We start from the raw sequence: 22,827 nt of genomic DNA on the forward strand, positions 1-22,827 counted from the left end.
AGCCTGCCGCCAGCGTTCAATCTGAGCCATGATCAAACTCTTCAGTTCAAAAGTTGTTCTTTCGAAAAAGAACCAATCTTGCTCAAAGTAAATACTGTAAAAACTTAACTAAACGTATGTACGTAAGTCATATGAATTCACGAGTCACTTACTTCAATGCTTGCTGATCTTACGAATAAGATCTTCTGCAAACAAAGCCATAAGTGCCCACACGAATTACTTGATCGATTTGTTAAAGAGCGTTGGCTGACTTAATTTAATTGACTCTTCTTCAGAGCCTGTCTCGTCAACCGAGGCGCGTATTATAGAGCCTGCTGCCTGACTGTCAATCGTTTTTTTGAAAACTTTATTAACTGTCTTCAAATTTTAATTTTTGCCAGACCCCCAGAAAAGATATTTTAAAACAACACATTAACTTCTTTCCGAGCGCTTATGCATCAGCACAAGAGCGGCGTATTCTACAGACCTTAGCGCCACCGTCAATAAGGGATTTGGATTTATTTCCTGCCTCAGAAAAAATGCTGCAGAGGACCCGCCCCCATCCCATATCCCAGGCTATCGGCAGCCTTTAATGCGGACGTAATGTAGCCTTTTCCTTTAGCAACAGATTCATTTAAGGAGTACCCCTTAGCCATATAAGCTGCTATAGCAGAAGACAGGGTGCATCCGGTGCCGTGATTATTATGGGTATTTATACGAGGAGCTGAATAGGGCAGCAAATTTCCGTTCGACCATAGCAGATCCTGGCATTCGGGACCTTCTCGATGCCCCCCTTTTAACAGTATTGATTGAGCACCAAGCAACTGAAGAGACTTTATAGCAAGGGAAGACTCCGCTAGAACTTGCTGCTCAGTCCAGCCAAGCAGAACTGCAGCCTCCTGAATATTGGGCGTTAACAACGTTACCTTTGGAATAAGCTCGTGAATAAGACGATCCAGCCCTTGTTGATCCAGCAATGCTTTACCAGTACTTGAGACAATAACGGGGTCCAATACAACAGGCAGCTGGCGATGAGATGCCAGAACTTCAGCCACAGCTCCAACGATATCCGCGTTACATAACATTCCTACTTTGATAGCTCTTACTGGAAAATCATCAAGAATCATCGAAATCTGATCACGAACCATAGCGGCAGAAATCGGTACCACTGATTTAACACTGAGAGTATTCTGGGCAGTTACCGCCGTTATCGCTGTAGCAGCATAGACTTGAAGCGCTGAACAAGTTTTCATATCAGCCTGAATCCCTGCCCCTGCGCCGCTGTCTGATCCTGCCACGGCCAGCACACAAGGCCAGATATCGGCATCAGACGTTAAGTTGCTCAATCTTAGTTCCTCCAAATTTATCCCTGCCACTTTAGCTCCTGCCATATTTAACCTAGCTGATAGCTGCGTATACATAATTATTGGAACGCAAGATGTTCAAAACCAATAGTAATCAGCACTTGATTAAAGCCAGGAGAAAATCAGTTAACGCTGACACTTTGGACAAAAAACCGTATTTCTTTGCCCTATCCGTACTTCTTTAAGGATAGATTGGCAAATTTTGCAGCTTTCTCCCCCTCTTCCATAGACCTGCAACTCTTGTTGAAAATACCCAGGTTTACCATCTCCCCCAACAAAGTCTTTAAGAGTTGTGCCTCCTTGTTGAATCGCCCGAGCGAGCACCTTCTTGATAATACTGGTCAGGAGCAGATAGCGACGTTTTGATATTTTGCCTGCCTCTCTACGAGGATCAATGCCCGCCTCAAAAAGAGCTTCATTGGCATAGATATTCCCTACACCAACCACGACCTTGTTATCCATAACAAACGTCTTTACGGGTTGCTTTTTGCCGCGAGAAAGAGAAAAAAGACGATCATCATCAAATTCGGGCTGAAGAGGCTCAGGTCCAAGATTTATTAATAACGGATGCTGATCAACACCCCCATCAGTCCATAAAACAGCGCCGAACCGTCTAGGGTCACAGAATCGTAATATTTTTCCGTTATCAAACCCCAGATCCAAATGATCATGCTTACCCGGTAATTCACCAGCCTCAACCAAACGAAGGCTGCCTGACATCCCCAAATGTAACAGCAAGGTGCCAAGTTCTGTCCTGACTAGCAGATACTTTGCGCGCCGCTCTACCGCAAGAACTTCAAGCCCCAATAAAACCTGACCGAGTTCTTCAGGAACAGGCCAACGAAGCTTCGGCTGCCTCACGACGACAGACAGCACTTGCGCACCAAGAATATGAGGTTCTATACCTCTTCGAGTAGTTTCAACTTCAGGTAACTCAGGCATTCCCAGTTCCTCAGACATAAAAAAACCCGGCAAGCCGGGTTTTTTTAACGAAACTCAAGATTATTTAATCTTGGATTCTTTGTACATAACATGCTTACGAACCACTGGATCGAATTTCTTCATTTCCAGTTTTTCAGGCTTCGTACGCTTGTTCTTGTCAGTAGTATAGAAGTGGCCAGTGCCGGCACTGGAAACCATTTTAATCTTATCGCGCATTGTTCTGCTCCTTATACCTTGATGCCATTGGCACGAACTTCGGCCAGAACTGCGTCAATACCTTTCTTATCGATAATACGCATACCTTTTGAAGTAACGCGCAAACGAACGAAACGGTTCTCACTTTCAACCCAGAAACGATGCCAGTGAAGATTAGGCAAGAAACGACGACGAGTTTTGTTCTGAGCGTGGGAAACATTGTTCCCTGTTACAGGACGCTTGCCTGTAACCATGCATACTTTAGCCATATTAATAACCCTATACGCTATCCATTATATATTATGAATGATTGAGCTTGAGTTAACTTCAACTCTACTGCAGATACCAGACATTCAGGCGGAGCGCCTTCACCCATTGAAGACAAAATCCCGTACCACGGATAAGCGAGCGGCACAATATACAGAAAACCTTAATCGGCCGCAATGTTTTGTATATCTTTTGCGCAGAAGGATTGTAACAATCCTCTCCCACCCTCTAAATCCGCAGCTGTATGGCTACTCTCAAATCCACCCTCGCTCTGCAAAAGAAACCGGCTCTCCCTCTCCAACAACCAAGTGATCCAGTACTCTCACATCAATTAAAGAGAGTGCGTCTATCAGTCGATTGGTGATCTGACGGTCTGCCAGGCTCGGTTCAGCGATGCCTGAAGGATGATTATGGGCAAAGATAGTCGCTGCTGCATTGTGGGCAAGAACTCTGCGAACCACCTCTCGAGGATAAACACCCGCGCAATCAATCGTGCCTTCAAACAATTCTTCAAATGCCAGCAATCGATGTTGGTTATCAAGGAACAGCACAGCAAAGACTTCCCGTTGGCGATCTCTCAAGTGGCTTGAAATAAGCTGGCGGGTATCTTCCGGTGAACTCAGGGCACTGGTTTGCCGGACTTTCTCAGCAAGATGACGTCTCGCCATTTCCAACACTGCCTGTAACTGCGCATACTTAGCCCGCCCTAACCCTCGGGCCTGACAGAATGAGGTTTCAGATGCTTTGAGTAAAGAGCGTACACCACCAAACTCAATCAGTAGATCTCTGGACAAATCGACAGCCGATTTTCCCGCAATACCTGACCTTAAAAAGATAGCCAGAAGCTCAGCATCTGAAAGAGCCTGAGCTCCACGTTCCAATAACTTTTCCCTAGGCCGTTCGGCCTTCGGCCAATCTGATATAGCCATACGCTCACTCCTTGAGTCTGGCATTAAGTGGAATATAAACAACGCCAGTATTAAGCAACAAATACCAACTTAGTTAAAGAACTTATTAGCAAATAAGCTACGCATAGCTCTCAGTCTGATGGTATATTGGTGAGCTTTCACTCACCTTCAAGCCTAGGAGCCTATCGGAAATAGTACTAATCGATTGCGGAAAACTGCCTCGACTATATTTCACGTTATCTCTAACGAGAACCCTCGTAAAATAACGAGTAACTCGCTCTCCGGGAACACTAGGGCCAGTTCCAGCAACGCCCAGTCTCGGATGCAATCGATAGATTCCTGAGCCATACAAAAAATGTGCGCAACTTAAAATGCACCGACTAAACAACAAACGTATCCTACTTGGTATCACTGGCGGCATAGCTGCCTATAAAAGTGCCGAACTCACTCGACTGCTGAAAACAGCCGGAGCAGATGTTCGTGTAGTTCTGACACCGGCCGCAGCGGAATTTATTACACCACTGACCATGCAGGCTCTTTCAGGAAATCCAGTACACCAGCACCTGCTAGACCCAGAAGCAGAAGCAGGCATGGGCCACATAGAATTGGCACGCTGGGCAGACCTCATCATGGTTGCTCCCGCAAGTGCCGATTTCATGGCAAGACTGTCAAATGGTATGGGCAACGATTTGCTGACAACACTCTGTTTAGCTACAGATACTTCAATAGCGCTAGCCCCCGCAATGAACCAGTCCATGTGGCGGGATCTACGTACTCAGGAGAACAGCAATCGACTGGAACAGCTGGGGATGAAAATATTAGGACCTGGTATCGGAGACCAAGCCTGTGGCGATACTGGTCCCGGAAGGATGCTTGAACCTTCAGAGCTGGCTGAACACTGTGCAAAATACTTTAAAACAGAAGAACTAAGTGGGCGTCATCTGGTCATTACAGCAGGTCCTACTCGAGAAGCGATAGATCCTGTTCGATATATCAGTAACCACAGCTCCGGCAAAATGGGTTATGCCCTGGCAGAAGCAGCGATAGAGGCCGGAGCAAGTGTAAGCCTGATAAGTGGCCCTGTCAGCCTGAGCCCTCCAGAACGCTGTAAGCTAATATCAGTGACCAGCGCACAAGAGATGCTTTCCGCCAGCTTAGCAGCCCTGGATAGTTGCAATATATTCATTGCCGCAGCCGCTGTCGCCGACTATCGACCTGCCGACTTTGCCGAACAGAAAATCAAAAAAAATAGCGAAGAAATGGGAATAACGCTGGTCAGGAATCCCGATATCGTAGCGACGGTATCATCCCACGACCAACGGCCGTTTACTGTCGGTTTTGCCGCTGAAACAGAGCAGGTTGTCATCTATGCGCGAGGAAAGCTGAAGCGCAAAAACCTCGATATGATTGTCGCTAATGATGTAGCCCAGGAAGGTATCGGGTTTAACAGCGATGATAATGCGGTCACCGTTGTGACAGCTAACAGTGAACTCACCATTCCGCAAACATCAAAATCACAGCTAGCAAGGCGATTGATCGCACTGATTGCTGAAGCATATGAGAATTCAGAACGATGAGCACAGCTAAGACGTTACAAGTAAAAATACTGGATGAGCGCATCGGTAGTGAGTTTCCGCTGCCATCTTATGCAACCCCTGGGTCAGCTGGGATGGATCTGCGTGCCTGCCTGGACCAGGATCTCGTCCTGGAACCGGGGCAGACAGAACTCATCCCCACAGGTCTTTCTGTGCATATAGCAGATCCAAGCCTGTGTGCAATGCTATTACCCCGTTCGGGCCTGGGTCACAAGCACGGGATTGTGCTTGGCAACCTGGTCGGGCTAATCGATTCCGATTACCAGGGACAGCTCATGGTGTCTTGCTGGAATAGAGGGCATCAAGTCTTCAAGGTCGCTCCGGGAGAACGGATTGCTCAGATGGTATTGGTCCCGGTGGTACAGGCAGATTTTGAAATAGTCGAAGAATTCTCTGATAGTGACCGAGGCGAAGGAGGCTTTGGCCACTCAGGAAGACATTGATAGATATTTTTTAATTTTATTTGCACTTGCTGTCGACCCGGCAATCGAAAAGAGCGAATGGCAGCAAGAAAACAGGCAAAACCCGCTGATCAGAAAAGTTTCAGGCAAACTCATTAAGCGCGGTCAACCTACAACTCCCTCCAACAGGGAAAAGGAGTAGAGAACCATTATGGAAACCATGAATACAGGTATTAGCGACACAAACATCCTGGATACTGGATTACCCAGTACACTACCAGAGTCAATATTCCGTGCTTACGATATTCGCGGAGTTGTTGGAGACAGTCTTACACCAGCCGTTGTCTACCACATTGGACGAGCAATAGGATCAGCTGCGGCGGCAGAAGGTGATACAACGGTTGTTGTAGGAGCTGACGGCCGTGTTTCAAGCCCTGAGATGAGCGACGCCTTAATTCAGGGACTTCGGGATAGTGGCCGTGAAGTTCTGGATATTGGCATGGTACCAACGCCTGTGCTTTATTACGGTATTGCCATCCTGGACAGCAACACCGGGGTAATGGTTACCGGAAGTCATAATCCAGCCGATTACAATGGGTTCAAGATCGTAATCAACGGCAAGACCCTGTATGGGGATGATATTCAGGCGCTGCTGACACGGATAAAAAATCAGGACTATAGCAAAGGTAATGGTAGTCTTCAGAAGGTCAGTGTATCCAGCGATTACCTTAATCGGATTAGCTCAGATATTAAGCTGGACCGACCAATGAAAGTCGTGGTGGACTGCGGGAACGGAGTTGCAGGTAACCTTGCCCCTCAGATGTTAAAGACTTTGGGCTGTGACGTTACAGAACTATTCTGTGAAATTGACGGAACCTTTCCAAACCATCATCCAGATCCCGGTAAACCAGAAAACCTGGTAGATCTGATAAAAACAGTAAAAGCCGAAGGCGCCGATCTTGGTCTTGCTTTTGATGGTGACGGTGATCGAGTTGGAGTTGTAACCTCCAGCGGCAAAATGGTGTATCCCGATCGTTTATTAATGCTTTTTGCTCTTGATGTAATCAAACGTAACCCGGGGGCGGAAATAATCTACGATGTTAAATGTACCCGCTTGCTGCAACCACTATTACAAAAAGCAGGCGGTAAACCCTGCATGTGGAAAACCGGGCACTCACTGATCAAAGCCCGAATGAAAGAAACCGGGGCGCTACTCGCTGGTGAAATGAGCGGGCACATATTCTTCAAAGAGCGCTGGTACGGCTTTGATGACGGCCTATACAGTGCCGCTCGCTTACTGGAAATCCTGGCTGCAGAAGAACGCAACGCAGACCAGATTTTTGATTCCTTCCCGGAAGATATCAGTACTCCCGAAATCAATATCACCGTAACCGATGAATCGAAGTTTAAAATTGTCGAGCAACTTCAAAAAGGTGAATACCCGGGTGGAAACGCCTCTACAATTGACGGTATCCGAGTAGACTATCCTGACGGCTGGGGATTGATAAGAGCCTCCAATACAACGCCGGTGCTGGTTCTGCGCTTTGAGGCAGAAACCCAGGAAGCACTGGACCGAATCCGTGATCAGTTTCAGTTACGACTTCAAGAAGTGGATAAGGACCTGACTATACCGACCACTTAATAAACTTAACTGTCGCGGACGCAACCACAGTATTACATTATCGTTAGCAAGGTATCATCGTTAACATTAAGGACTTAAGGTTTTTCTATGCCCCTGAACCGTGATTCAGCCATGAATGTGGCAAAGGTACTCTCAGAAGCACTCCCTTATATTCAGCGCTTCTCCGGTAAAACACTGGTTATCAAATATGGTGGCAACGCCATGACCGACGAGAATCTGAAGAATAGCTTTGCCCGTGATATCGTGCTGATGAAAACAGTAGGCATAAACCCCATTGTTATTCATGGAGGCGGGCCACAGATAGGTGACTTGCTGAGTCGGTTAAATATCGAATCCCGCTTCGTCAATGGTATGCGTGTAACCGATAGCGCAACCATGGATGTCGTCGAAATGGTATTGGGTGGTCTGGTCAACAAGGATATTGTTGGCTTGATAAACAGCAATGGGGGCAAAGCCATTGGTTTGACTGGTAAAGATGGCAAACTGATTACAGCCAGTAAACTCAAGGTCATGCATAAATCTCCTGAAATGCAGTCCTCGGAAATCATTGATATTGGCCATGTTGGAGAGGTTGAAAGCGTCAATACTGAAGTACTGGAAATGTTAGCCAACAGCCATTTCATTCCTGTGATTGCTCCCATTGGCGTTGGTAAGGATGGCAGTTCTTACAATATCAATGCTGACCTTGTGGCTGGTAAAATTTCAGAAGTATTGAAGGCAGAAAAACTGATTCTGCTAACCAATATCGCGGGGTTGCTGGATAAAAAAGGCGAGGTCCTGACAGGTCTAAGCACTGAACAAGTTGATGAGCTCATTGAAGATGGAACTATTCACGGCGGTATGCTACCAAAGATCGGTTGCGCGCTGAGCGCGGTCAATAGCGGTGTCACCAGCGCCCATATTATTGACGGTCGGGTTTCTCACGCCACCTTACTGGAAATATTCACTGACGAAGGTGTTGGCACCCTGATCACCAACCAGAATTTGTAAGCTATGAATCAATCCATTGATACTCAAAAGCTCTCGCGCAGAGAGCAAATTCTGCAGGCACTGGCTTACATGCTCCAAGCCAGTCCTGGAAACCGAATTACAACGGCAGCACTGGCTAAAGAGGTTGGCGTATCAGAAGCAGCTCTTTATCGGCACTTCCCAAGTAAAGCAAAAATGTTCGAAGGTCTGATCGGTTTTATCGAAGATACGCTTTTTACACGAGTAAAACTGATCACTCAAAGCGGTAACGACAGCGCTAAGCAATGTGAACAAATACTGGTTTTACTGCTAGCATTCGTCGAGAAAAATCCCGGTATGGGACGAATTTTGGCGGGGGATGCTCTGGCAGGGGAAACAGAACGACTGCGCGTTAGAGTCAGTCAGCTCTTTGACCGCCTGGAAACCCAATTAAAAACTATTTTGCGGGAAGCGGAAATTCGAGAAGGGTTGCGTACTCAAGCATCAGCTGCCGCAACTGCCAACCTATTACTGGCGTCTGCTGAGGGACGAATTCGACAGTTTGTCCGTAGTGACTTTGTTCGCCACCCCACCGCTGATTGGGAGGATCAGTGGCCATTGCTGAGTCAATGTCTGTTTCGTACCTGATCAGTGCAATACAGATCACTACCATACCAACAAGTACGGGAAGCTCTTCCCGTACTGCTCCCCTTCATTTCCCAGATAAACAGACTGAATATTGTTTTACTTATTCATCCAGTTACCCATAGACTAATGCCCTGAATATCCCCTAATCCATCATGATTATTGCTACAGCCAGATGGATTAAGTCAGTCTTTAACGATAGCCCACAAATTTCGAGACCCTAAAATGTCAAGAACGGCAAGCGGTCATTTAGAATAACATTCACCCAACGACAGAGGTTGACCATGAACTATAAGCGATTGGAAACTTTTTTATGGGTCGCAACATTAGGAAGCTTCCGTCGAGCGGCTGAACGTCAGTTTACTACACAGCCTGCAATTTCATCACGCATTGCCGCTCTTGAGGAGGAGCTGGGAGTCAAACTGTTTGAACGGGGGTCAGGCAATATATCTCTCACAGCTAAAGGTCAGGAACTCTTACCTTATGCAGAAAAGATTATCTTCATGTCTGAACAGATGCGAAAAAAAGCTGATGAAGCAACCTCACTGTCGGGACTATTACGACTGGGGGTATCTGAGACAATCGTTCATAGCTGGCTACCTCAGTTTCTTAACCAATTACACACTCAATTACCTAATCTGGACATAGAATTAACGGTAGATGTCACCGTCAACTTACGAAAAGAGCTGCTGGCGCGTTCCATCGATTTAGGCTTATTTATGGGGCCGATGTCAGAGCCATCCATAGCCAATAAAGAATTAGGAGAATTCCCGCTTGTCTGGGTCGCCAGCTCAGCGCTGAACATCCCGGGGCGAGTCATTAGTCTGCACGAGCTGACTCAGTGGCCGATCATTACTTATGCACGCAACACACGCCCTTATGCAGAAATCAATACCATGTTGCGATCGGTGGAGGGCCCGCCGGCACGTTTTTTTTCCTCCAGCTCCCTCGCCGCCTGTCTCAGACTAACCCTTGACGGGATAGGCATCTGTTCGATACCCAGAGCAATCGTTTCAGAGCATCTGAAATCAGGAGAGCTGACAGAAGTAAAAACAGGCTGGACACCCAAAAACTTAAAGTTCACCGCTTCTTATTCAACCGCTCCCTATAACCCGCTGGCAGAGCGTGCTGCGCAGCTCGCAGTCGATGCAAGTCAGTCGGAATAATCTATCCTCTGCCCAAGATTCACTCTCGTACTTAGACTTTCCCTATAAAAATAATTTATCACTATAAGCAAAAATTGATAATTAGACTTAATTCAGCATTGGAGTAACCTGTTAAACACGCATCGCATATTCACTTGACAGGATGCATAGTAGGCAGGAGTAGCCCCCATGCTGTTAACAAACAGTTCAAAGACCACTGTTCCAAAAAATATTATGGCTGATAACCATTTGATAAAGGAACAGCGACGAAATGCTAATTCACTACGAAGACAGATCCGTGAGGGTACGTTTACTCAGAACACTAGTGGTCTGGCGCCAGGAATGGTTCAAGGGAATCTAGTCGTACTTCCTCAGAGCTGGGCTGATGAATTTCTTCAGTTTTGTGTAGCTAATCCCACTTCATGCCCCCTTATTGGGCTATCCAAACCAGGATCACCTTTCCTTCCCGAACTCGGCTCTGATATCGATATACGCTCGGATATTCCTCGATACCAAGTTTATCGTCATGGAGAACTGGTAGACACCGTATCTAATATTTCTGCGTTATGGACGGATGAGATGGTGGCTTTTGTTCTGGGCTGCTCATTTTCCTTTGAAGAGGCTTTGATCCAATCAGGACTCTCGATACGAAACATTGAGAATGCGCGAAATGTATCAATGTTTGAGTCTAATATACCCACACAGGGTGGCGGCCGATTCCATGGCAACCTAGTCGTTACCATGAGACCATTTTTAGCTGCTCAAGCCATTAGAGCGGTACAGGTAACCACACGTTTTCCAAAAGCTCATGGTGCCCCGGTACACCTCGGTAACCCAGAACTGATAGGAATTTCTGATCTCAGTCAACCAGACTATGGCGATCCGGTTACTGTACACAGTGACGAAATTCCAGTTTTCTGGCCTTGTGGAGTCACTCCCCAAGTGGCAGTTCGCAATGCTAAACCCCCTCTATGCATAACCCACGCCCCCGGAAAAATGCTGATCACTGATCGGCTGAACGCAGAGCTCTCAATTTTCTAATCAAACGCAACCACAACATATTCGTTCTACAATAATAAAAGAGGCTGACCCCCATGAATTACTCGCAAACTCTCAAAGCAATTGCGGCAACAGCTTTGCTGACCATTCCTTGCTTCTCAAGTTATGCTGAAGAACTTCCAGAAACCAAAATATCGGTAGTGGGGACTTGGAGCATGCTTCCCCAGTACAAAAATTTCGAAAAGCCATTTTGGACCGAAGAAGTCAGTAAAAAAAGCAACGGTGCGATTAAAGCCGACATCAAGGGCTTTAACGAAATGGGCTTGAAAGGCAGCGAGGTTGTTCGACTGATGAAACGGGGTGTCTTGGATTTTGGTTCTACCGTTGTAGGTTACCTAGCTGCCGACAGTTCGATGAATGAAGCTATTGACCTGGCAGGATTAAGTCCTGATATCGAAACAGCTCACCGAGTATCCAACGCTTATAAACCTAATCTCTCCAAATTGTACGAAGAAAGGTATGGCGTCAAACTACTGGGAATATGGCCCTATTCAGCCCAGGTTCTGTTCTGCAACACACCGTTAAAAGGACTTAAAGACCTATACGGCAAGAAAGTCAGAACGGCTAATCGAACACTGGCAGAGTTTGTTGGAGCATTAGGCGGCACTGGCGTTACCATGTCCTTTGGTGAAGTTGTCCAGGGCTTACAAAAAGGAGTCGTGGATTGCGCCATTACTGGCTCTATGTCTGGTTATTCAGCCAAATGGCATGAGGTATCAACTCACCTATATGCTCTTCCGGTCGGCTGGAGCCATGTTATGCATGGTGTCAGTTTAAAGGCCTGGAATAAGCTCAACCCTGAAGTACGCCAGTTTATCAGCCAGGAAATTAATGGCCTGGAAGAACGAATTTGGGATGCAGCAGCGAAAGAAACTATTGAAGGCATAAACTGCAATACAGGAACAGGCCCTTGTTCCTCAGGTCAATCAGCAAACATGACGTTGGTCTCCGTCTCCCAGCAAGACAAAGACGCTTTGGCTCAGATTCTAGAAGACGTTGTATTACCTAGTTGGGGCGAGCGTTGTGGAACCAGCTGCATTACCGATTGGAATAATACCGTCGGCAAGACCGTAAACAAACGCATCTATTGATCCTGTGCAGTGGTGTTAGACGCTTAGCTGCGGCTAGCACCGCTCTCCCTTAGCAGACTCTGTTGATAATTAGACGCTCTTTAAAAATGAATCCCTTTAGTGTTTCTCAATCACTTTTCCAATAACTACAGCTCTCAGCCAGTCCGGTTTTAACCTAGGAGATAGCGGTGGATAAATTAATAGAATTAGCCGAAAAATACAGTCGCTGGATGGCGTGGGCTGGGGGAAGCATGGTGTTGGCTTCCGCTTTACTGATTGCAGCAGAGGTCTTTCTGCGAAAGATCCTTAACATATCAATTGGAGGTGCAGATGAATTATCAGGTTACGCGCTGGGAGTATCCGTGACCTGGGCAATGTCTTTTACCCTGATGCATCGAGCCAATATTCGTATTGATGCGCTTTATCACTCATTACCACCTCGCCTCTGTGCCTTGCTAGACATACTTTCACTGGCTGCATTGGGAGCATTTGTCGGGTTGATTACCACCTATGCTGCCACTGTGGTTAGCGATACTTATACCTACAGCTCCACTGCGAATACACCTTTACAAACACCACTGATAATCCCCCAGGGGTTATGGTTATTTGGCTTTATTGTTTTTCTTTTGATTCTGTCATTACTACTGCTAAGAGGCTGTATCGCGCTAATCCGGGGAGACCTCAGCACCATCAATAAGATTTGCGGCGTCAGAACTGTTGAAGAAGACATCGATGAAGAAGTCTCTGACGACATTCGCGAACTTATCAACAACCGGAGTTAATTTAAAATGCTTATTGTCACCCTTAGCCTGCTACTGTTTCTACTAGCGCTCAGTCTCCCAATTGCTGCGGCTCTTGGAATTCTAGCTGTCACTTTAGATGGGATGTATTCTTTTCTCCCTCTGTATAAAGCAGTTGGAGAAATAACCTGGTCTTCCACCACAGACTTCTTATTGGTCGCTATTCCACTGTTTGTTCTACTTGGTGAGATCATGCTTCGATCGGGAGTCGCTGATCGTATGTATGAAGCGCTGGCCAAATGGGTTGGCTGGCTTCCAGGAGGGCTGATGCACTCAAATATTGGTGCATGTTCTTTATTTGCCGCAACTTCCGGCTCCAGTGTCGCAACAGCGGCAACCATAGGAACAGTTGCCCTGCCTCAAGTGGAAAAACAACAATACAACGAGTCCCTATTCCTCGGAACAATTGCCGCAGGTGGAACCTTGGGGATCCTGATACCACCTTCCATCAATATGATTATATACGGAGTACTTACCGACACCTCAGTACCAAAACTCTATTTGGCGGGCATTATCCCAGGCCTGGTACTTGCCGGACTATTCATGGCCATAATTATAGCTCTCTGCTTGATCAATCCTGCATATAAAGGACGCCGACAACTGTACTCTTGGTCGGAAAAATGGCAGAGCCTTAAAGCTCTGGTTGCTCCTTTTGTCATATTCGTTGTTGTTGTCGGATCAATTTACGGAGGCCTTGCAACTCCAACAGAAGCTGCGGCATTAGGTGTTGTTTGTGCACTAATTATTGCTCAAATTTATAACAGGCTGACCTTGGAAGTTTTACGTGAAGCGATTGAAGGCACCATGAAGACCACCGCTATGGTGATGTTAATCATAATGGCAGCCTATTTTCTAAACTTTGTACTTTCAGGCATCGGCTTGACGGATCAGCTCAACAACTTTATTGCCGAACTAGGCTGGTCACCGATGCAGACGCTGGTTGCAGTTGTCATTTTCTATCTACTTTTAGGCTGCTTTATGGAAACCCTGTCAATGATGATAACTACGGTACCGATTATCGCTCCTATTCTAATTCAAATGGGATTTGATCCGGTGTGGTTCGGTATCTTGCTAATGGTCTTGTTGGAAACCGCTCTAATAACCCCTCCAATTGGCCTTAACCTGTACGTTGTTCAGGGAGTACGAACAGGGGGGCCAATCAAGGACGTAGTCAAAGGTGTTATACCGTTTGTGATCGCAATGTTTCTGATGATTGTTTTGATAGTACTTTATCCACAGCTGGCTACCTGGTTACCCGAACAGGTTCTATAGCAATATAATTACCAGCTTGAAAACCATAGATCTGAATAGACGCTTTAACGCTACTGAACTAATGCAGAGCAGAGCATTAGTTCAGCGGTGAACAAGACTCCGAAGGCTCACAAGGAGATACCGAGCTAAACTGCATAGCTCGCTGTTTCTGTCGCTCATAGTACTCTTGCAATTGGCGCTCAACGGCTTTTTCTTCTATCAACGCGGAGGCTGTAACCAATCTAATTCCCATTTCATCAAGTTTTGGCAAAGCTGTCTTCAAATATGCTACGGTTACCGGATAGGGATGTCCGATTGCAACTGCAGCTCCCTCTTTTCGTGCAATGGCAATAGCTTTCTGAAATTGCTGGTCAACAAATGCCGTGGTCGCTTCGTGATCTAGAAATATATCACGCCGTAAATAAGGTATGCCCTGCTCTCGCGCCACTCGCCAAGCCACAGATTCAGGCGTGGTTCGACTATCGACAAAAAATAACTGTCGCTCTTTAGCCACTTCCATAACCCACTCCATCTGGGGTCGAAGACGGGTCAACAGACTGCCCATATGGTTGTTAAGCCCAAGCACCCCCGGAACGGTATCCAGATCATCCTGAAGAACCCTAACAAACTCAGCTCGAGTCAACTTTCGAGTCAATGCTCCTGGCCCAAGAGGGCGATCATGCGTATTTTCCATGGGAGCGTGCAACATGACCTCTTTCCCCCCCTGAACGGCCAATCGAGCAAGAGCCCCACCGTGAGGACTGTGAGGCAGGACAGCGTAGGTAACAGGCCCAGGGAGTTCAACCGCAGCACGTCCCTTAATCAGGTTATCACCTACATCATCAATCAAAACAACTAGTGCAGGCTGGGATACCGCGTCTACTTCGGCAGCTTCCGCTGAGTACAGGAACTGCCAAAGTATCAAAAATACAGTTGCCACAAACACATATATCGAGCGGTCGTTAATCTTCTCTACCTCCATGAATTATGCGCTGTGACAATGCCAAATATTTGGAAAAACAGTTAAGCCTTGTCCTCTTTTCACCAGTACAGGGGTCACAACAACAATGGTAAACAGCTATCAGGTACGGGGTAATTCCCCTCGCTGATAGATTGAAATACCCTTAAGCAGATTCAGCGCCTCATTGAGTTGATAATCGGTTGCCAGTAATTTGCTTTCAGCTTCATTGCTTACCTTGGCTTCTTCAGCTGCTTTTTGGCTGCCATTGCTAAGGTGCCCCTGAAGGTCAGCTTCCTTAACCGTCTGCCTGACAGCAACCTTAGTTACTTTTGAAGGCTCTACAATGATATCTGGAATAATCCCCTCCGCTTGAATAGATCGGCCAGACGGTGTGAAGTAACGGGCAGTCGTCAGTTTCAATGCACGTTCGTTAGTCAAAGGCAAAACCGTTTGGACAGAGCCTTTACCAAAACTGCGGGTCCCCATGACCACAGCCCTTTTCTGATCTTGCAATGCCCCCGCAACGATTTCCGATGCCGAAGCAGAGCCTCCGTTGATCAGTACAACTACCGGTAGGCCATCACTGGGATCGTTCGCTGTTGCAGAATAGCGCAGTTCAGCCTGCTTGAGACGCCCCTTGGTGTAAACTATCAGACCATCATCAAGAAATGCATCACTGATTTCGACCGCAGCCTGAAGGACTCCACCAGGGTTATTACGCAAATCCAGAATAAAGCCCTTCAATTCAGTTTTGTCTTTTAACGCATTAATCGCATCAGTAAGATCTTTACCTGAATCTACTTGGAACTGAGATACCCGAAGATACCCATATTGCTCATCTATAAGGCGTTTCTTAACGCTGGTAACCTTAATAATGGCACGAGTAACCGTTATCTCCAGTGGCTGGCTTTCCCCTTCGCGAACAACAGTAAGCACTATGTCAGTGCCTATTTTTCCGCGCATTAGATTTACCGCGTCATTCAAGTCCATACCCTGGACAGAATGAGTGTCCAGCTTAATGATGACATCTCCAGCTTGAATGCCAGCCCTTTGGGCGGGCGTATCATCTATTGGTGCCACGACCCGGACGAAACCATCCTCCATTCCGACTTCAATTCCCAACCCTCCAAACTCACCGCTGGTGCTAACCCGTAAGTCTTTAAATGCTCTGGGATCAAGATAATTAGAATGAGGATCAAGTCCTGACAACATCCCTTTAATAGCGTTCTCCAGTAATTCCGAATCATCCACCGGCTCGACATAAGCAGTTTTTACCCGATCAAAAATCTCGGTAAAAGTCCTCAATTCCTCTAAGGGTAACGGCTGAACTTTTGGTGGCGAAGGAACCTGAACTGCTGACTCACTCTGCTCTGCTTTTGTTGGCTCCGCTGTGTAAGCAGTCCCTGACCAGGCAACGCTCAGACTCAGCAACACTGGTGCAATAAACTTTATGTGACCCATCATCTGTAACATTTCCTTAACTTACCCCTGACTCCGTCGAAGCCAGGGTTTTGGATTATAGGGCTGCCCTTTATAGCGAATAGCAAAATACAGGCCTGTGCTGGATAGACCACCGCTATCGCCAACTGTTGCAATTTTTTCACTCGTAGAAACCCAGTCTCCAACTTCCTTGAGCAAACTTTCATTGTGACCATAAAGGCTCATGTACCCATTTCCATGATCTACGATTATCAGCAATCCGAACCCCCTCAGCCAATCAGCAAAGACAACCCGTCCATGATGTACCGCTGTCACCTGTCGCCCCATCGGAGCACTGATAAGAATACCTTCGTTTTTTATCCCTTGGTCCGTTCTACTTCCGTAACTGCGAACCACTCGTCCTTTTGTCGGCCACTTCAACTTACCCTTGAATTGAGAAAACTCTTTGCTCTCCCAGCTCAAATCAATTTTCTTCAAAGTCTGCTGTAATTGCTTCAGCACTTGCTGCAACCGTTGCCGATCAGACTTCATACGCTGTAAACGCTTGTCACCTCCGCTGATCTGACGCTTTAATTGTCCAAGGGCTTTCTTCCTTTGACGTCGACTGGCCTCCAGTTGTTCAGAATTACGTTTCAATTGTGACTGACGCTGCTCCAATTGCTGCTGCCGTGCTGCAATCTCCCTCTCCACATCAGTAAGAGAAGCCAATGTCTGTTGATATAGCGCAATAGATTCAATTTTTGATCGGTTCAAGTACTCATAGTAGCGTAAAATTCGAGAAAGACGTTCGGGGTTCTTTTGATTCAACAATAATTTGATCTGATCCTGGCGACCCATTCGGTAAGCCGCTAACAACTGTTTTCGAAGGATTTCTGCCTGTTCGACTTGTGCCTCCTTTAAACGATTCTGCTCCTCAGCCAGTGCTTTCAGTTGCTTCTGGCCTTCACTGATCTGCTGCTGATTGACTCGAATCGCCTGACTCAATTTTCCTGCTTTCTTTTCTGACCCTCTGAGCGCAGTTTGCAGGCTTTTACTCTCTCCTTTGAATTCTTTTAATTGAGTTTCAAGCTTTCGAATATTCTTCTGCAACTGACGGACTTTCTTTTCAGTCACGGCTGAATCAGCCCCCAGACTAACTGACGGCAGCCCGACAAATGTAAGGAAGAAAATAAGATAGCAAAGAGGAAAGGATAAAATGAAATTGTTCAACGAGATAAGCTCAATCTCTCGAATAAAAAGCCGGATAGGCCCTGACTATAAACCAGGACTATCCGATTTGTATACTTATCTGCCAATACTGTTGTTAACTAACACAACAGCTGCCACCATCCAATTGTTTAGCGGATAAGCGAATGGCCGCTCATCTCTGCCGGCTTTTCAAGCTGCATCAACTGCAATAAGGTCGGCGCCAAGTCTGCCAGGCTACCATCCTTGAGTGCCAGTTCACGAGGTCCAGAGTAAATCAAACCAACCGGCCATAGAGTATGTGCAGTATGGGCTTGTCCGGTAGAGGGGTCACTCATTAACTCAACGTTGCCGTGATCAGCAGTAATTAGCATCTGCCCACCCACGGCCTGCAAAGCTTCTTGTACACGCCCCAGGCACTGATCGACCGCTTCTACTGCTTTCACGGCAGCATCAAACTTGCCGGTATGGCCAACCATATCCGGGTTGGCATAATTACAAACAATCAGCTCATACTTGTTGGAAGCTATTGCCGCAACCAACTTATCAGTCAGCTCTGGCGCGCTCATTTCCGGTTTAAGGTCGTAGGTCGCAACATCCGGCGAAGGTACCAAGATACGATCTTCACCTGGATACTGCTCTTCCCGACCACCGTTGAAGAAAAAGGTCACATGAGCATATTTCTCAGTTTCAGCAATGCGCAACTGAGTCTTCCCAAGAGACGACATATACTCGCCCAGACCATTACTGATGGTTTCAGGTGGATAAGCACAGGCCGTGTCGATATCTGCAGAATATTCGGTCATCATGACATAACCAGCCAACTGCAGTTCACGCTCACGCTCAAACCCGTTAAAGTTGGAATCAACAAAAGCGCGGGTAATTTCACGAGCCCGATCTGGACGAAAGTTAGCACAGATGACAACATCTCCGTCATTGATAACCCCCTTCGGATGACCATCAGCATCTGTAATAACAGTCGCTTGCACAAACTCGTCATTCTCATTACGTTGATAGGCGTCTGCAAGCGCGTCAGAAGCTGATAGACTGGAAAACTTTCCTTTTCCCCGTGTCATCGCATCATAGGCCTGCTGCACTCGATCCCAGCGGTTATCACGATCCATCGCAAAGTAACGTCCGGTAATTGTTGCTATAACTCCGGTTCCCAGCCTATCAAGTTTTGCCTCCATTGCTTCAATAGAAGGTAAAGCGCTGCGAGGAGGCATATCCCGACCATCCAGAATGGCGTGAACGCAGATTGACTTGGCCCCACGCTTAGCGGCCATCTCGCACAGGGCCTGAATATGTTCCTCATGACTGTGTACTCCCCCAGGAGATAACAGACCAAAAAGATGGACAGCTTTGCCCTGACTGATTGCCCGATCAAGGTTTTCTACCAGCACCGGGTTGGAAAAAAAGTCACCTTCCTCAATCGCTTTGGAGATACGCGTGAAATTTTGATAAACGGTACGTCCCGCTCCCATATTCATATGGCCCACTTCAGAATTACCCATCTGGCCTTCTGGTAGCCCGACAGCCATACCAGATGTTGCGATCATTGAGTGGGGGGACTTATCCCATAACTTATCCCAAACAGGTGTATGGGCAGCAGCAATGGCATTATCCTTAGCACTTTCGTTGAATCCCCAACCATCGAGAATAATTAGAGCAGTAGGTGTATTAACTTGAGACATCGTAGCGGTAGGTCCTGATGGATTAGCAAGAGTCGATCAAAGAAAGCGCTATTTTACTTGTCCTCTGTCTGGACTACCAGTTTCACTGACAGCATGCCACCAAACAACCCCAGCACTCAGAATATTAAGCTCTGCCAGCCCCTCAACAGAGCTGATTAGCAGCACCCGGCCCCTCTAGTCTGCCGCATATTTGTTCATGCAGTTTTGGTAAGCGCTAGTTTCACGTAAGCCCATAAAATAACTATCAGCAAAGTAACTCAGCATACAGGCGGGATCTCTCTTCACTATTTTTCGGATACAGGCATAGGTTGCGTTGGGAGAACAGACCCTAAACCGGTCTATCGCATCAAAACCGGTTTTTGGGTGGGTAGCCAGTCGTGTAGCTACTCTGGACTGCACAACAGGTAAACTTCCCTTGGGCAGCCTCATCTCCAGCTCAGCTAATTTCGAGGCCGACAAGTAGTTCCTAAACAGCCCGTAATCCAACTGCTGTAATAGTAAATAGTTAAGAAGCGCCTCTTGTGCATACCCATGCCGTTGATACAGCGACCCTAATAACAGGTAGCAGGCAACAACCCCTTCATCCGCACAACGATTCAGTTTTTTTAACGCTTCAGGAAAGCTTCTTTTCGCCTTGGACCATTGGAGAAAATGCTGAATATAGAGTTCATTAATGGCTTGGGGCTGTCGAAGCTTAGCCGCATCCAGTAACTTTTTATCCGCCAGTGAAAGAGCTTCGCCCCCTTGTCTGAGCAGCCACTTGGAGTATAAATAAAGTCCCTGAGGGTTCGCTCTGACGGTATCCGCACCATTACCACCAGCCACAGCCCTCATCGCCGATAACCAGGCAGGAGTCAGATTCAGACAACGCTGCCAACAATAATGAGCGGCATCCATCTGCCCCCTCTCAGCAGCTTTCTGGTAATACTGATACGCAAGTTCAGCGTTGACATCAAACCCGTAAGCTCCAAATTCATACAACCAACCAAGGATAAATAGGCCATCAGCACTGTGTTCAAGGTTTGATACTAATATTGGATCAATTCGCCCAGCAGTGATTATTTTTTCCGCAGCCTTTTCGACAAATATTGAGACACCAACAGACGGGTTAACAATGGTTGTCGTGTTAACAGAGGGGACTTGAGTTGAAACAGCGGGTTGGCGCAGAGGAGCGATAGAGTCCGGCGTCGTTGGCTGAATGCCCGGAACAGCCTGACTGGCAGGGTTCGCCAAGGTCGGCCAGGCAAACAAAAAGCAGCTGGCAGAAATAATAAACATACGCAGGTGTTGGAAAATCATAACCAACCTGCCTCAGATTTGCTCTTCCCACTGAAGATTTCCGATTTCGACCCGTACCCAGTCAAAACCGACTTTACGAGCAACAGAAACCGCACCATCAAGGCTCTTGAATTCTCTCTCGCTATTATTGCGCTGCAAGGTCAGAGCTTCTTCCCGATCGTCCTGGGTGACAAATTTCAGGTTCCAGCCTTTCGCCATTGATATCGGCACTGCGCGGCATAGTTTGAAGCAACCTGCATTAAAGAGAAGTTTCAATTCCTTTTCTTGCATGTCATTTTTTCTTATAGATGTTCATGTTTCGTTTAAGTTTACTTTATATCTGATAATAATCAATCACTATCTAATTTTGATTATCTATTTCGAGATATGGTTATTCGTAAATATTGTTGATTTAAAACAGGCCTGTGCTAATTCAGACAAGATTCAGTAGCTGTTTTTCCAACCAAAGCTTCAATTCATAACAGTCTCCTTAAAAAGATATATGCCCCTGACCTTTCCCTCCTTTGACTTGCCGCTGCGCCCCGTAGTTTCTATCTTCATGAAAGGGTATACTCTCGCATCTATTATTGGGGAGGCTTACTCTGAATGCAGATTTCGCAGTCGGCTGCCTCCTTGGCACTGTTGCCCGCCCACTTAATCAGCAAAGAGACATTCGGAATTCTGTAATGGAGCAATATATCGAGTTTGCAACCAACCACTGGGAGTTGGTATTGGCATTTGCAGCGACCTTGGCCATGCTGTTGTACAATGAATCCCGCAAAGGTGGAAAATCCGTTTCTACCCACATTGCGACTCAGATGATCAACAAAGATGAGGCTGTTCTGCTGGATATTCGGCCGAAGAAAGAATTTAAAACCGGCCATATCGTTTCATCAGTTAACATTCCCTATGCTGAATTAGATAAACGCATAAGCGAAATACAGAAATTTCGCGATAAGCCCGTTATTGTGGTTTGCAACCTGGGTCAAACATCATCCGGAGCTGCCAAGAAACTCAAGGACGCTGAGTTCACCAATGTGGTAAAACTGCAAGGCGGTATTACTGAGTGGAAGTCTCAGAATCTACCTCTGACTAAGAAATAAATTATCATGGCCACAATTGATTTTTACGGTACTCAGTATTGCCCATACTGCGTTCGCGCCAAAGCCCTGCTAGAAAAAAAACACGTCAGCTTCAATGAAATAAGAGTTGACCTTGAACCTGCCAAGCGCGGGGAAATGCAGCAAAGAGGTGGTGGTCGCACCGTACCACAGATTTTTATTGATGATGTCAGTATCGGTGGCTGTGACGAACTTCACGCACTAGAACGTAGCGGCGAATTAGACCCATTACTTGAAGGCTAAAGATTCAAAGTCAGCTGATTCAAAAACGATGATTCTTAAAATAAACAACCCGGTTTTATTGGTTATCAGGAACAAAGGAAACTAAGCGATGGCTGAACAAGAAGCAACTCCACAAACAGAAAACGACCAGGCTCAGCCTCATTTTTCTGTACAACGTTTATACCTGAAAGATGCATCTTTCGAAGCTCCGGGCTCACCAGCGCTTTTCACTAAGCAATGGGCACCAGAAGTCGGCCTCGATCTGAACACTCGCACAAAAAAAATTAACGAAGACCTGTACGAAGTTGTACTGACACTGACGGTAACGGCTAAAAGTGAAGGTGAAACAGCTTTCTTGATAGAAATCCAGCAAGCCGGCCTATTTCAGATTCAGAACATAGAGGGCCCAGGGCTGCAGCATACGCTAGGTGCTTTCTGCCCCACGATTCTGTTCCCTTACGCTAGAGAGGCCGTGGATAACCTGGCAAACAAAGGTAGTTTCCCTCCCCTCATGTTGGCCCCCGTCAACTTTGAAGCTCTGTTTGCCGAGCAAATGCAGCAGCAGGAAGCAGAAGCCCAGGAAACTCACTGATTGATCAGACAATCTTTGGACGTTACCCTTTAGGGCATTTATTCAAAATGCCTCGGAGATTCTTCGGGGCTTTTTTGTTTACCACTCCGCACTGCAGTCATCCGATAACCCAGTCTCTTTCGG

The 22,827-nt window shown here is 46.7% G+C and carries 25 protein-coding genes; 14 read left to right on the plus strand and 11 right to left on the minus strand.

Going from position 1 to position 22,827, the window contains the following annotated elements:
- Positions 1-509: 509 nt before the first annotated feature.
- The 5 genes from thiD to radC form a co-directional block, all read right to left on the minus strand.
- Complete coding sequence (gene thiD, locus BGP75_RS01995) at positions 510-1,325, minus strand: bifunctional hydroxymethylpyrimidine kinase/phosphomethylpyrimidine kinase (RefSeq protein ID WP_198939254.1); 816 nt, start codon at positions 1,323-1,325, stop codon at positions 510-512.
- A 144-nt stretch (positions 1,326-1,469) separates the two neighbouring features.
- A complete protein-coding gene (gene mutM / locus BGP75_RS02000; RefSeq protein WP_076714784.1) occupies positions 1,470-2,285 on the minus strand; it encodes a bifunctional DNA-formamidopyrimidine glycosylase/DNA-(apurinic or apyrimidinic site) lyase in 816 nt (271 codons plus the stop codon).
- A 60-nt stretch (positions 2,286-2,345) separates the two neighbouring features.
- Positions 2,346-2,501: a 50S ribosomal protein L33 gene (rpmG, locus tag BGP75_RS02005; protein ID WP_076714557.1), complete on the minus strand. Its 156-nt coding sequence runs from the start codon at positions 2,499-2,501 to the stop codon at positions 2,346-2,348.
- An 11-nt stretch (positions 2,502-2,512) separates the two neighbouring features.
- Positions 2,513-2,749 carry a 50S ribosomal protein L28 gene (rpmB, locus tag BGP75_RS02010; protein ID WP_076714559.1) on the minus strand — a complete coding sequence of 79 codons (237 nt, stop codon included), beginning with the start codon at positions 2,747-2,749 and terminating at the stop codon, positions 2,513-2,515.
- A 252-nt stretch (positions 2,750-3,001) separates the two neighbouring features.
- Entirely contained in the window at positions 3,002-3,676 is a 675-nt protein-coding gene (gene radC / locus BGP75_RS02015; RefSeq protein WP_076714560.1) for a DNA repair protein RadC, read from the minus strand.
- Positions 3,677-4,026: 350 nt separating this feature from the next.
- Between radC and coaBC the strand changes: the two genes are divergently transcribed.
- The 11 genes from coaBC to BGP75_RS02070 all read left to right on the plus strand — a co-directional run bounded on the left by coaBC (position 4,027) and on the right by BGP75_RS02070 (position 14,232).
- The gene (coaBC, locus tag BGP75_RS02020) at positions 4,027-5,232 is read left to right on the plus strand and encodes a bifunctional phosphopantothenoylcysteine decarboxylase/phosphopantothenate--cysteine ligase CoaBC (RefSeq protein ID WP_076714562.1); all 1,206 of its coding nucleotides are present in this window, start codon (positions 4,027-4,029) and stop codon (positions 5,230-5,232) included.
- On the plus strand, positions 5,229-5,693 hold the full coding sequence (gene dut, locus BGP75_RS02025; protein ID WP_076714564.1) for a dUTP diphosphatase: 465 nt from the start codon (positions 5,229-5,231) through the stop codon (positions 5,691-5,693). Before coaBC ends, dut begins: the two co-directional genes overlap by 4 nt.
- A complete protein-coding gene (locus BGP75_RS27330) occupies positions 5,671-5,853 on the plus strand; it encodes a hypothetical protein (protein ID WP_076714566.1) in 183 nt (60 codons plus the stop codon). The genes dut and BGP75_RS27330 overlap by 23 nt, the downstream gene beginning before the upstream one ends.
- A 9-nt stretch (positions 5,854-5,862) precedes the next feature.
- The gene (locus tag BGP75_RS02035; RefSeq protein ID WP_083704577.1) at positions 5,863-7,293 is read left to right on the plus strand and encodes a phosphomannomutase/phosphoglucomutase; all 1,431 of its coding nucleotides are present in this window, start codon (positions 5,863-5,865) and stop codon (positions 7,291-7,293) included.
- Positions 7,294-7,380: 87 nt separating this feature from the next.
- Positions 7,381-8,283 (plus strand): acetylglutamate kinase, encoded by a 903-nt coding sequence (gene argB / locus BGP75_RS02040; RefSeq protein WP_076714568.1) that lies wholly within the window; start codon positions 7,381-7,383, stop codon positions 8,281-8,283.
- 3 nt (positions 8,284-8,286) lie between these two features.
- The gene (slmA, locus tag BGP75_RS02045; RefSeq protein ID WP_076714570.1) at positions 8,287-8,889 is read left to right on the plus strand and encodes a nucleoid occlusion factor SlmA; all 603 of its coding nucleotides are present in this window, start codon (positions 8,287-8,289) and stop codon (positions 8,887-8,889) included.
- A gap of 281 nt (positions 8,890-9,170) precedes the next feature.
- Complete coding sequence (locus BGP75_RS02050) at positions 9,171-10,052, plus strand: LysR family transcriptional regulator (protein WP_076714572.1); 882 nt, start codon at positions 9,171-9,173, stop codon at positions 10,050-10,052.
- A 168-nt stretch (positions 10,053-10,220) separates the two neighbouring features.
- Positions 10,221-11,072, plus strand: coding sequence for a putative hydro-lyase (locus BGP75_RS02055; RefSeq protein WP_233152820.1), 852 nt, complete (start codon positions 10,221-10,223; stop codon positions 11,070-11,072).
- Positions 11,073-11,125: 53 nt separating this feature from the next.
- The gene (locus tag BGP75_RS02060) at positions 11,126-12,181 is read left to right on the plus strand and encodes a TRAP transporter substrate-binding protein (RefSeq protein WP_076714574.1); all 1,056 of its coding nucleotides are present in this window, start codon (positions 11,126-11,128) and stop codon (positions 12,179-12,181) included.
- Between the two features lie 167 nt (positions 12,182-12,348).
- Positions 12,349-12,942, plus strand: coding sequence for a TRAP transporter small permease subunit (locus BGP75_RS02065; protein ID WP_083704578.1), 594 nt, complete (start codon positions 12,349-12,351; stop codon positions 12,940-12,942).
- Between the two features lie 6 nt (positions 12,943-12,948).
- Complete coding sequence (locus BGP75_RS02070) at positions 12,949-14,232, plus strand: TRAP transporter large permease (protein ID WP_076714578.1); 1,284 nt, start codon at positions 12,949-12,951, stop codon at positions 14,230-14,232.
- A 76-nt stretch (positions 14,233-14,308) separates the two neighbouring features.
- Here BGP75_RS02070 and BGP75_RS02075 read toward each other — a convergent pair whose 3' ends face one another.
- From BGP75_RS02075 to BGP75_RS02100, 6 genes are all read right to left on the minus strand, one after another.
- Positions 14,309-15,193, minus strand: coding sequence for a divergent polysaccharide deacetylase family protein (locus BGP75_RS02075; protein ID WP_076714580.1), 885 nt, complete (start codon positions 15,191-15,193; stop codon positions 14,309-14,311).
- A gap of 99 nt (positions 15,194-15,292) precedes the next feature.
- Positions 15,293-16,636 carry a S41 family peptidase gene (locus tag BGP75_RS02080; RefSeq protein WP_233152821.1) on the minus strand — a complete coding sequence of 448 codons (1,344 nt, stop codon included), beginning with the start codon at positions 16,634-16,636 and terminating at the stop codon, positions 15,293-15,295.
- A gap of 18 nt (positions 16,637-16,654) precedes the next feature.
- Positions 16,655-17,725 carry a murein hydrolase activator EnvC gene (locus BGP75_RS02085; protein WP_083704579.1) on the minus strand — a complete coding sequence of 357 codons (1,071 nt, stop codon included), beginning with the start codon at positions 17,723-17,725 and terminating at the stop codon, positions 16,655-16,657.
- 224 nt (positions 17,726-17,949) lie between these two features.
- Positions 17,950-19,491: a 2,3-bisphosphoglycerate-independent phosphoglycerate mutase gene (gpmI, locus tag BGP75_RS02090; RefSeq protein ID WP_076714582.1), complete on the minus strand. Its 1,542-nt coding sequence runs from the start codon at positions 19,489-19,491 to the stop codon at positions 17,950-17,952.
- Positions 19,492-19,665: 174 nt separating this feature from the next.
- On the minus strand, positions 19,666-20,790 hold the full coding sequence (locus BGP75_RS02095; protein ID WP_076714584.1) for an SEL1-like repeat protein: 1,125 nt from the start codon (positions 20,788-20,790) through the stop codon (positions 19,666-19,668).
- Between the two features lie 12 nt (positions 20,791-20,802).
- The gene (locus BGP75_RS02100) at positions 20,803-21,060 is read right to left on the minus strand and encodes a hypothetical protein (RefSeq protein WP_076714586.1); all 258 of its coding nucleotides are present in this window, start codon (positions 21,058-21,060) and stop codon (positions 20,803-20,805) included.
- Between the two features lie 395 nt (positions 21,061-21,455).
- Between BGP75_RS02100 and BGP75_RS02105 the strand changes: the two genes are divergently transcribed.
- From BGP75_RS02105 to secB, 3 genes are all read left to right on the plus strand, one after another.
- Positions 21,456-21,872, plus strand: a complete 417-nt coding sequence (locus tag BGP75_RS02105) for a rhodanese-like domain-containing protein (RefSeq protein ID WP_076714588.1) — start codon at positions 21,456-21,458, stop codon at positions 21,870-21,872.
- Positions 21,873-21,878: 6 nt separating this feature from the next.
- The gene (gene grxC, locus BGP75_RS02110) at positions 21,879-22,133 is read left to right on the plus strand and encodes a glutaredoxin 3 (RefSeq protein WP_076714591.1); all 255 of its coding nucleotides are present in this window, start codon (positions 21,879-21,881) and stop codon (positions 22,131-22,133) included.
- Between the two features lie 88 nt (positions 22,134-22,221).
- Positions 22,222-22,704 carry a protein-export chaperone SecB gene (gene secB, locus BGP75_RS02115; RefSeq protein ID WP_076714593.1) on the plus strand — a complete coding sequence of 161 codons (483 nt, stop codon included), beginning with the start codon at positions 22,222-22,224 and terminating at the stop codon, positions 22,702-22,704.
- Positions 22,705-22,827 lie beyond the last annotated feature (123 nt).

It is taken from the genome of Motiliproteus sp. MSK22-1 (assembly GCF_001968815.1).
Classification (GTDB): Bacteria; Pseudomonadota; Gammaproteobacteria; order Pseudomonadales; family Balneatricaceae; genus Motiliproteus.

What these genes read in the sequence shown, in the direction of transcription:
- mutM (WP_076714784.1), bottom strand. Translation starts at nt 2,285, where the DNA reads ATGCCTGAGTTACCTGAAGTTGAAACTACTCGAAGAGGTATAGAACCT.
- rpmG (WP_076714557.1), bottom strand. Translation starts at nt 2,501, where the DNA reads ATGCGCGATAAGATTAAAATGGTTTCCAGTGCCGGCACTGGCCACTTC.
- rpmB (WP_076714559.1), bottom strand. Translation starts at nt 2,749, where the DNA reads ATGGCTAAAGTATGCATGGTTACAGGCAAGCGTCCTGTAACAGGGAAC.
- radC (WP_076714560.1), bottom strand. Translation starts at nt 3,676, where the DNA reads ATGGCTATATCAGATTGGCCGAAGGCCGAACGGCCTAGGGAAAAGTTA.
- coaBC (WP_076714562.1), top strand. Translation starts at nt 4,027, where the DNA reads ATGCACCGACTAAACAACAAACGTATCCTACTTGGTATCACTGGCGGC.
- dut (WP_076714564.1), top strand. Translation starts at nt 5,229, where the DNA reads ATGAGCACAGCTAAGACGTTACAAGTAAAAATACTGGATGAGCGCATC.
- BGP75_RS02035 (WP_083704577.1), top strand. Translation starts at nt 5,863, where the DNA reads ATGGAAACCATGAATACAGGTATTAGCGACACAAACATCCTGGATACT.
- argB (WP_076714568.1), top strand. Translation starts at nt 7,381, where the DNA reads ATGCCCCTGAACCGTGATTCAGCCATGAATGTGGCAAAGGTACTCTCA.
- slmA (WP_076714570.1), top strand. Translation starts at nt 8,287, where the DNA reads ATGAATCAATCCATTGATACTCAAAAGCTCTCGCGCAGAGAGCAAATT.
- BGP75_RS02050 (WP_076714572.1), top strand. Translation starts at nt 9,171, where the DNA reads ATGAACTATAAGCGATTGGAAACTTTTTTATGGGTCGCAACATTAGGA.
- BGP75_RS02055 (WP_233152820.1), top strand. Translation starts at nt 10,221, where the DNA reads ATGCTGTTAACAAACAGTTCAAAGACCACTGTTCCAAAAAATATTATG.
- BGP75_RS02060 (WP_076714574.1), top strand. Translation starts at nt 11,126, where the DNA reads ATGAATTACTCGCAAACTCTCAAAGCAATTGCGGCAACAGCTTTGCTG.
- BGP75_RS02070 (WP_076714578.1), top strand. Translation starts at nt 12,949, where the DNA reads ATGCTTATTGTCACCCTTAGCCTGCTACTGTTTCTACTAGCGCTCAGT.
- BGP75_RS02075 (WP_076714580.1), bottom strand. Translation starts at nt 15,193, where the DNA reads ATGGAGGTAGAGAAGATTAACGACCGCTCGATATATGTGTTTGTGGCA.
- BGP75_RS02080 (WP_233152821.1), bottom strand. Translation starts at nt 16,636, where the DNA reads ATGATGGGTCACATAAAGTTTATTGCACCAGTGTTGCTGAGTCTGAGC.
- gpmI (WP_076714582.1), bottom strand. Translation starts at nt 19,491, where the DNA reads ATGTCTCAAGTTAATACACCTACTGCTCTAATTATTCTCGATGGTTGG.
- BGP75_RS02095 (WP_076714584.1), bottom strand. Translation starts at nt 20,790, where the DNA reads ATGATTTTCCAACACCTGCGTATGTTTATTATTTCTGCCAGCTGCTTT.
- BGP75_RS02100 (WP_076714586.1), bottom strand. Translation starts at nt 21,060, where the DNA reads ATGCAAGAAAAGGAATTGAAACTTCTCTTTAATGCAGGTTGCTTCAAA.
- BGP75_RS02105 (WP_076714588.1), top strand. Translation starts at nt 21,456, where the DNA reads ATGGAGCAATATATCGAGTTTGCAACCAACCACTGGGAGTTGGTATTG.
- grxC (WP_076714591.1), top strand. Translation starts at nt 21,879, where the DNA reads ATGGCCACAATTGATTTTTACGGTACTCAGTATTGCCCATACTGCGTT.
- secB (WP_076714593.1), top strand. Translation starts at nt 22,222, where the DNA reads ATGGCTGAACAAGAAGCAACTCCACAAACAGAAAACGACCAGGCTCAG.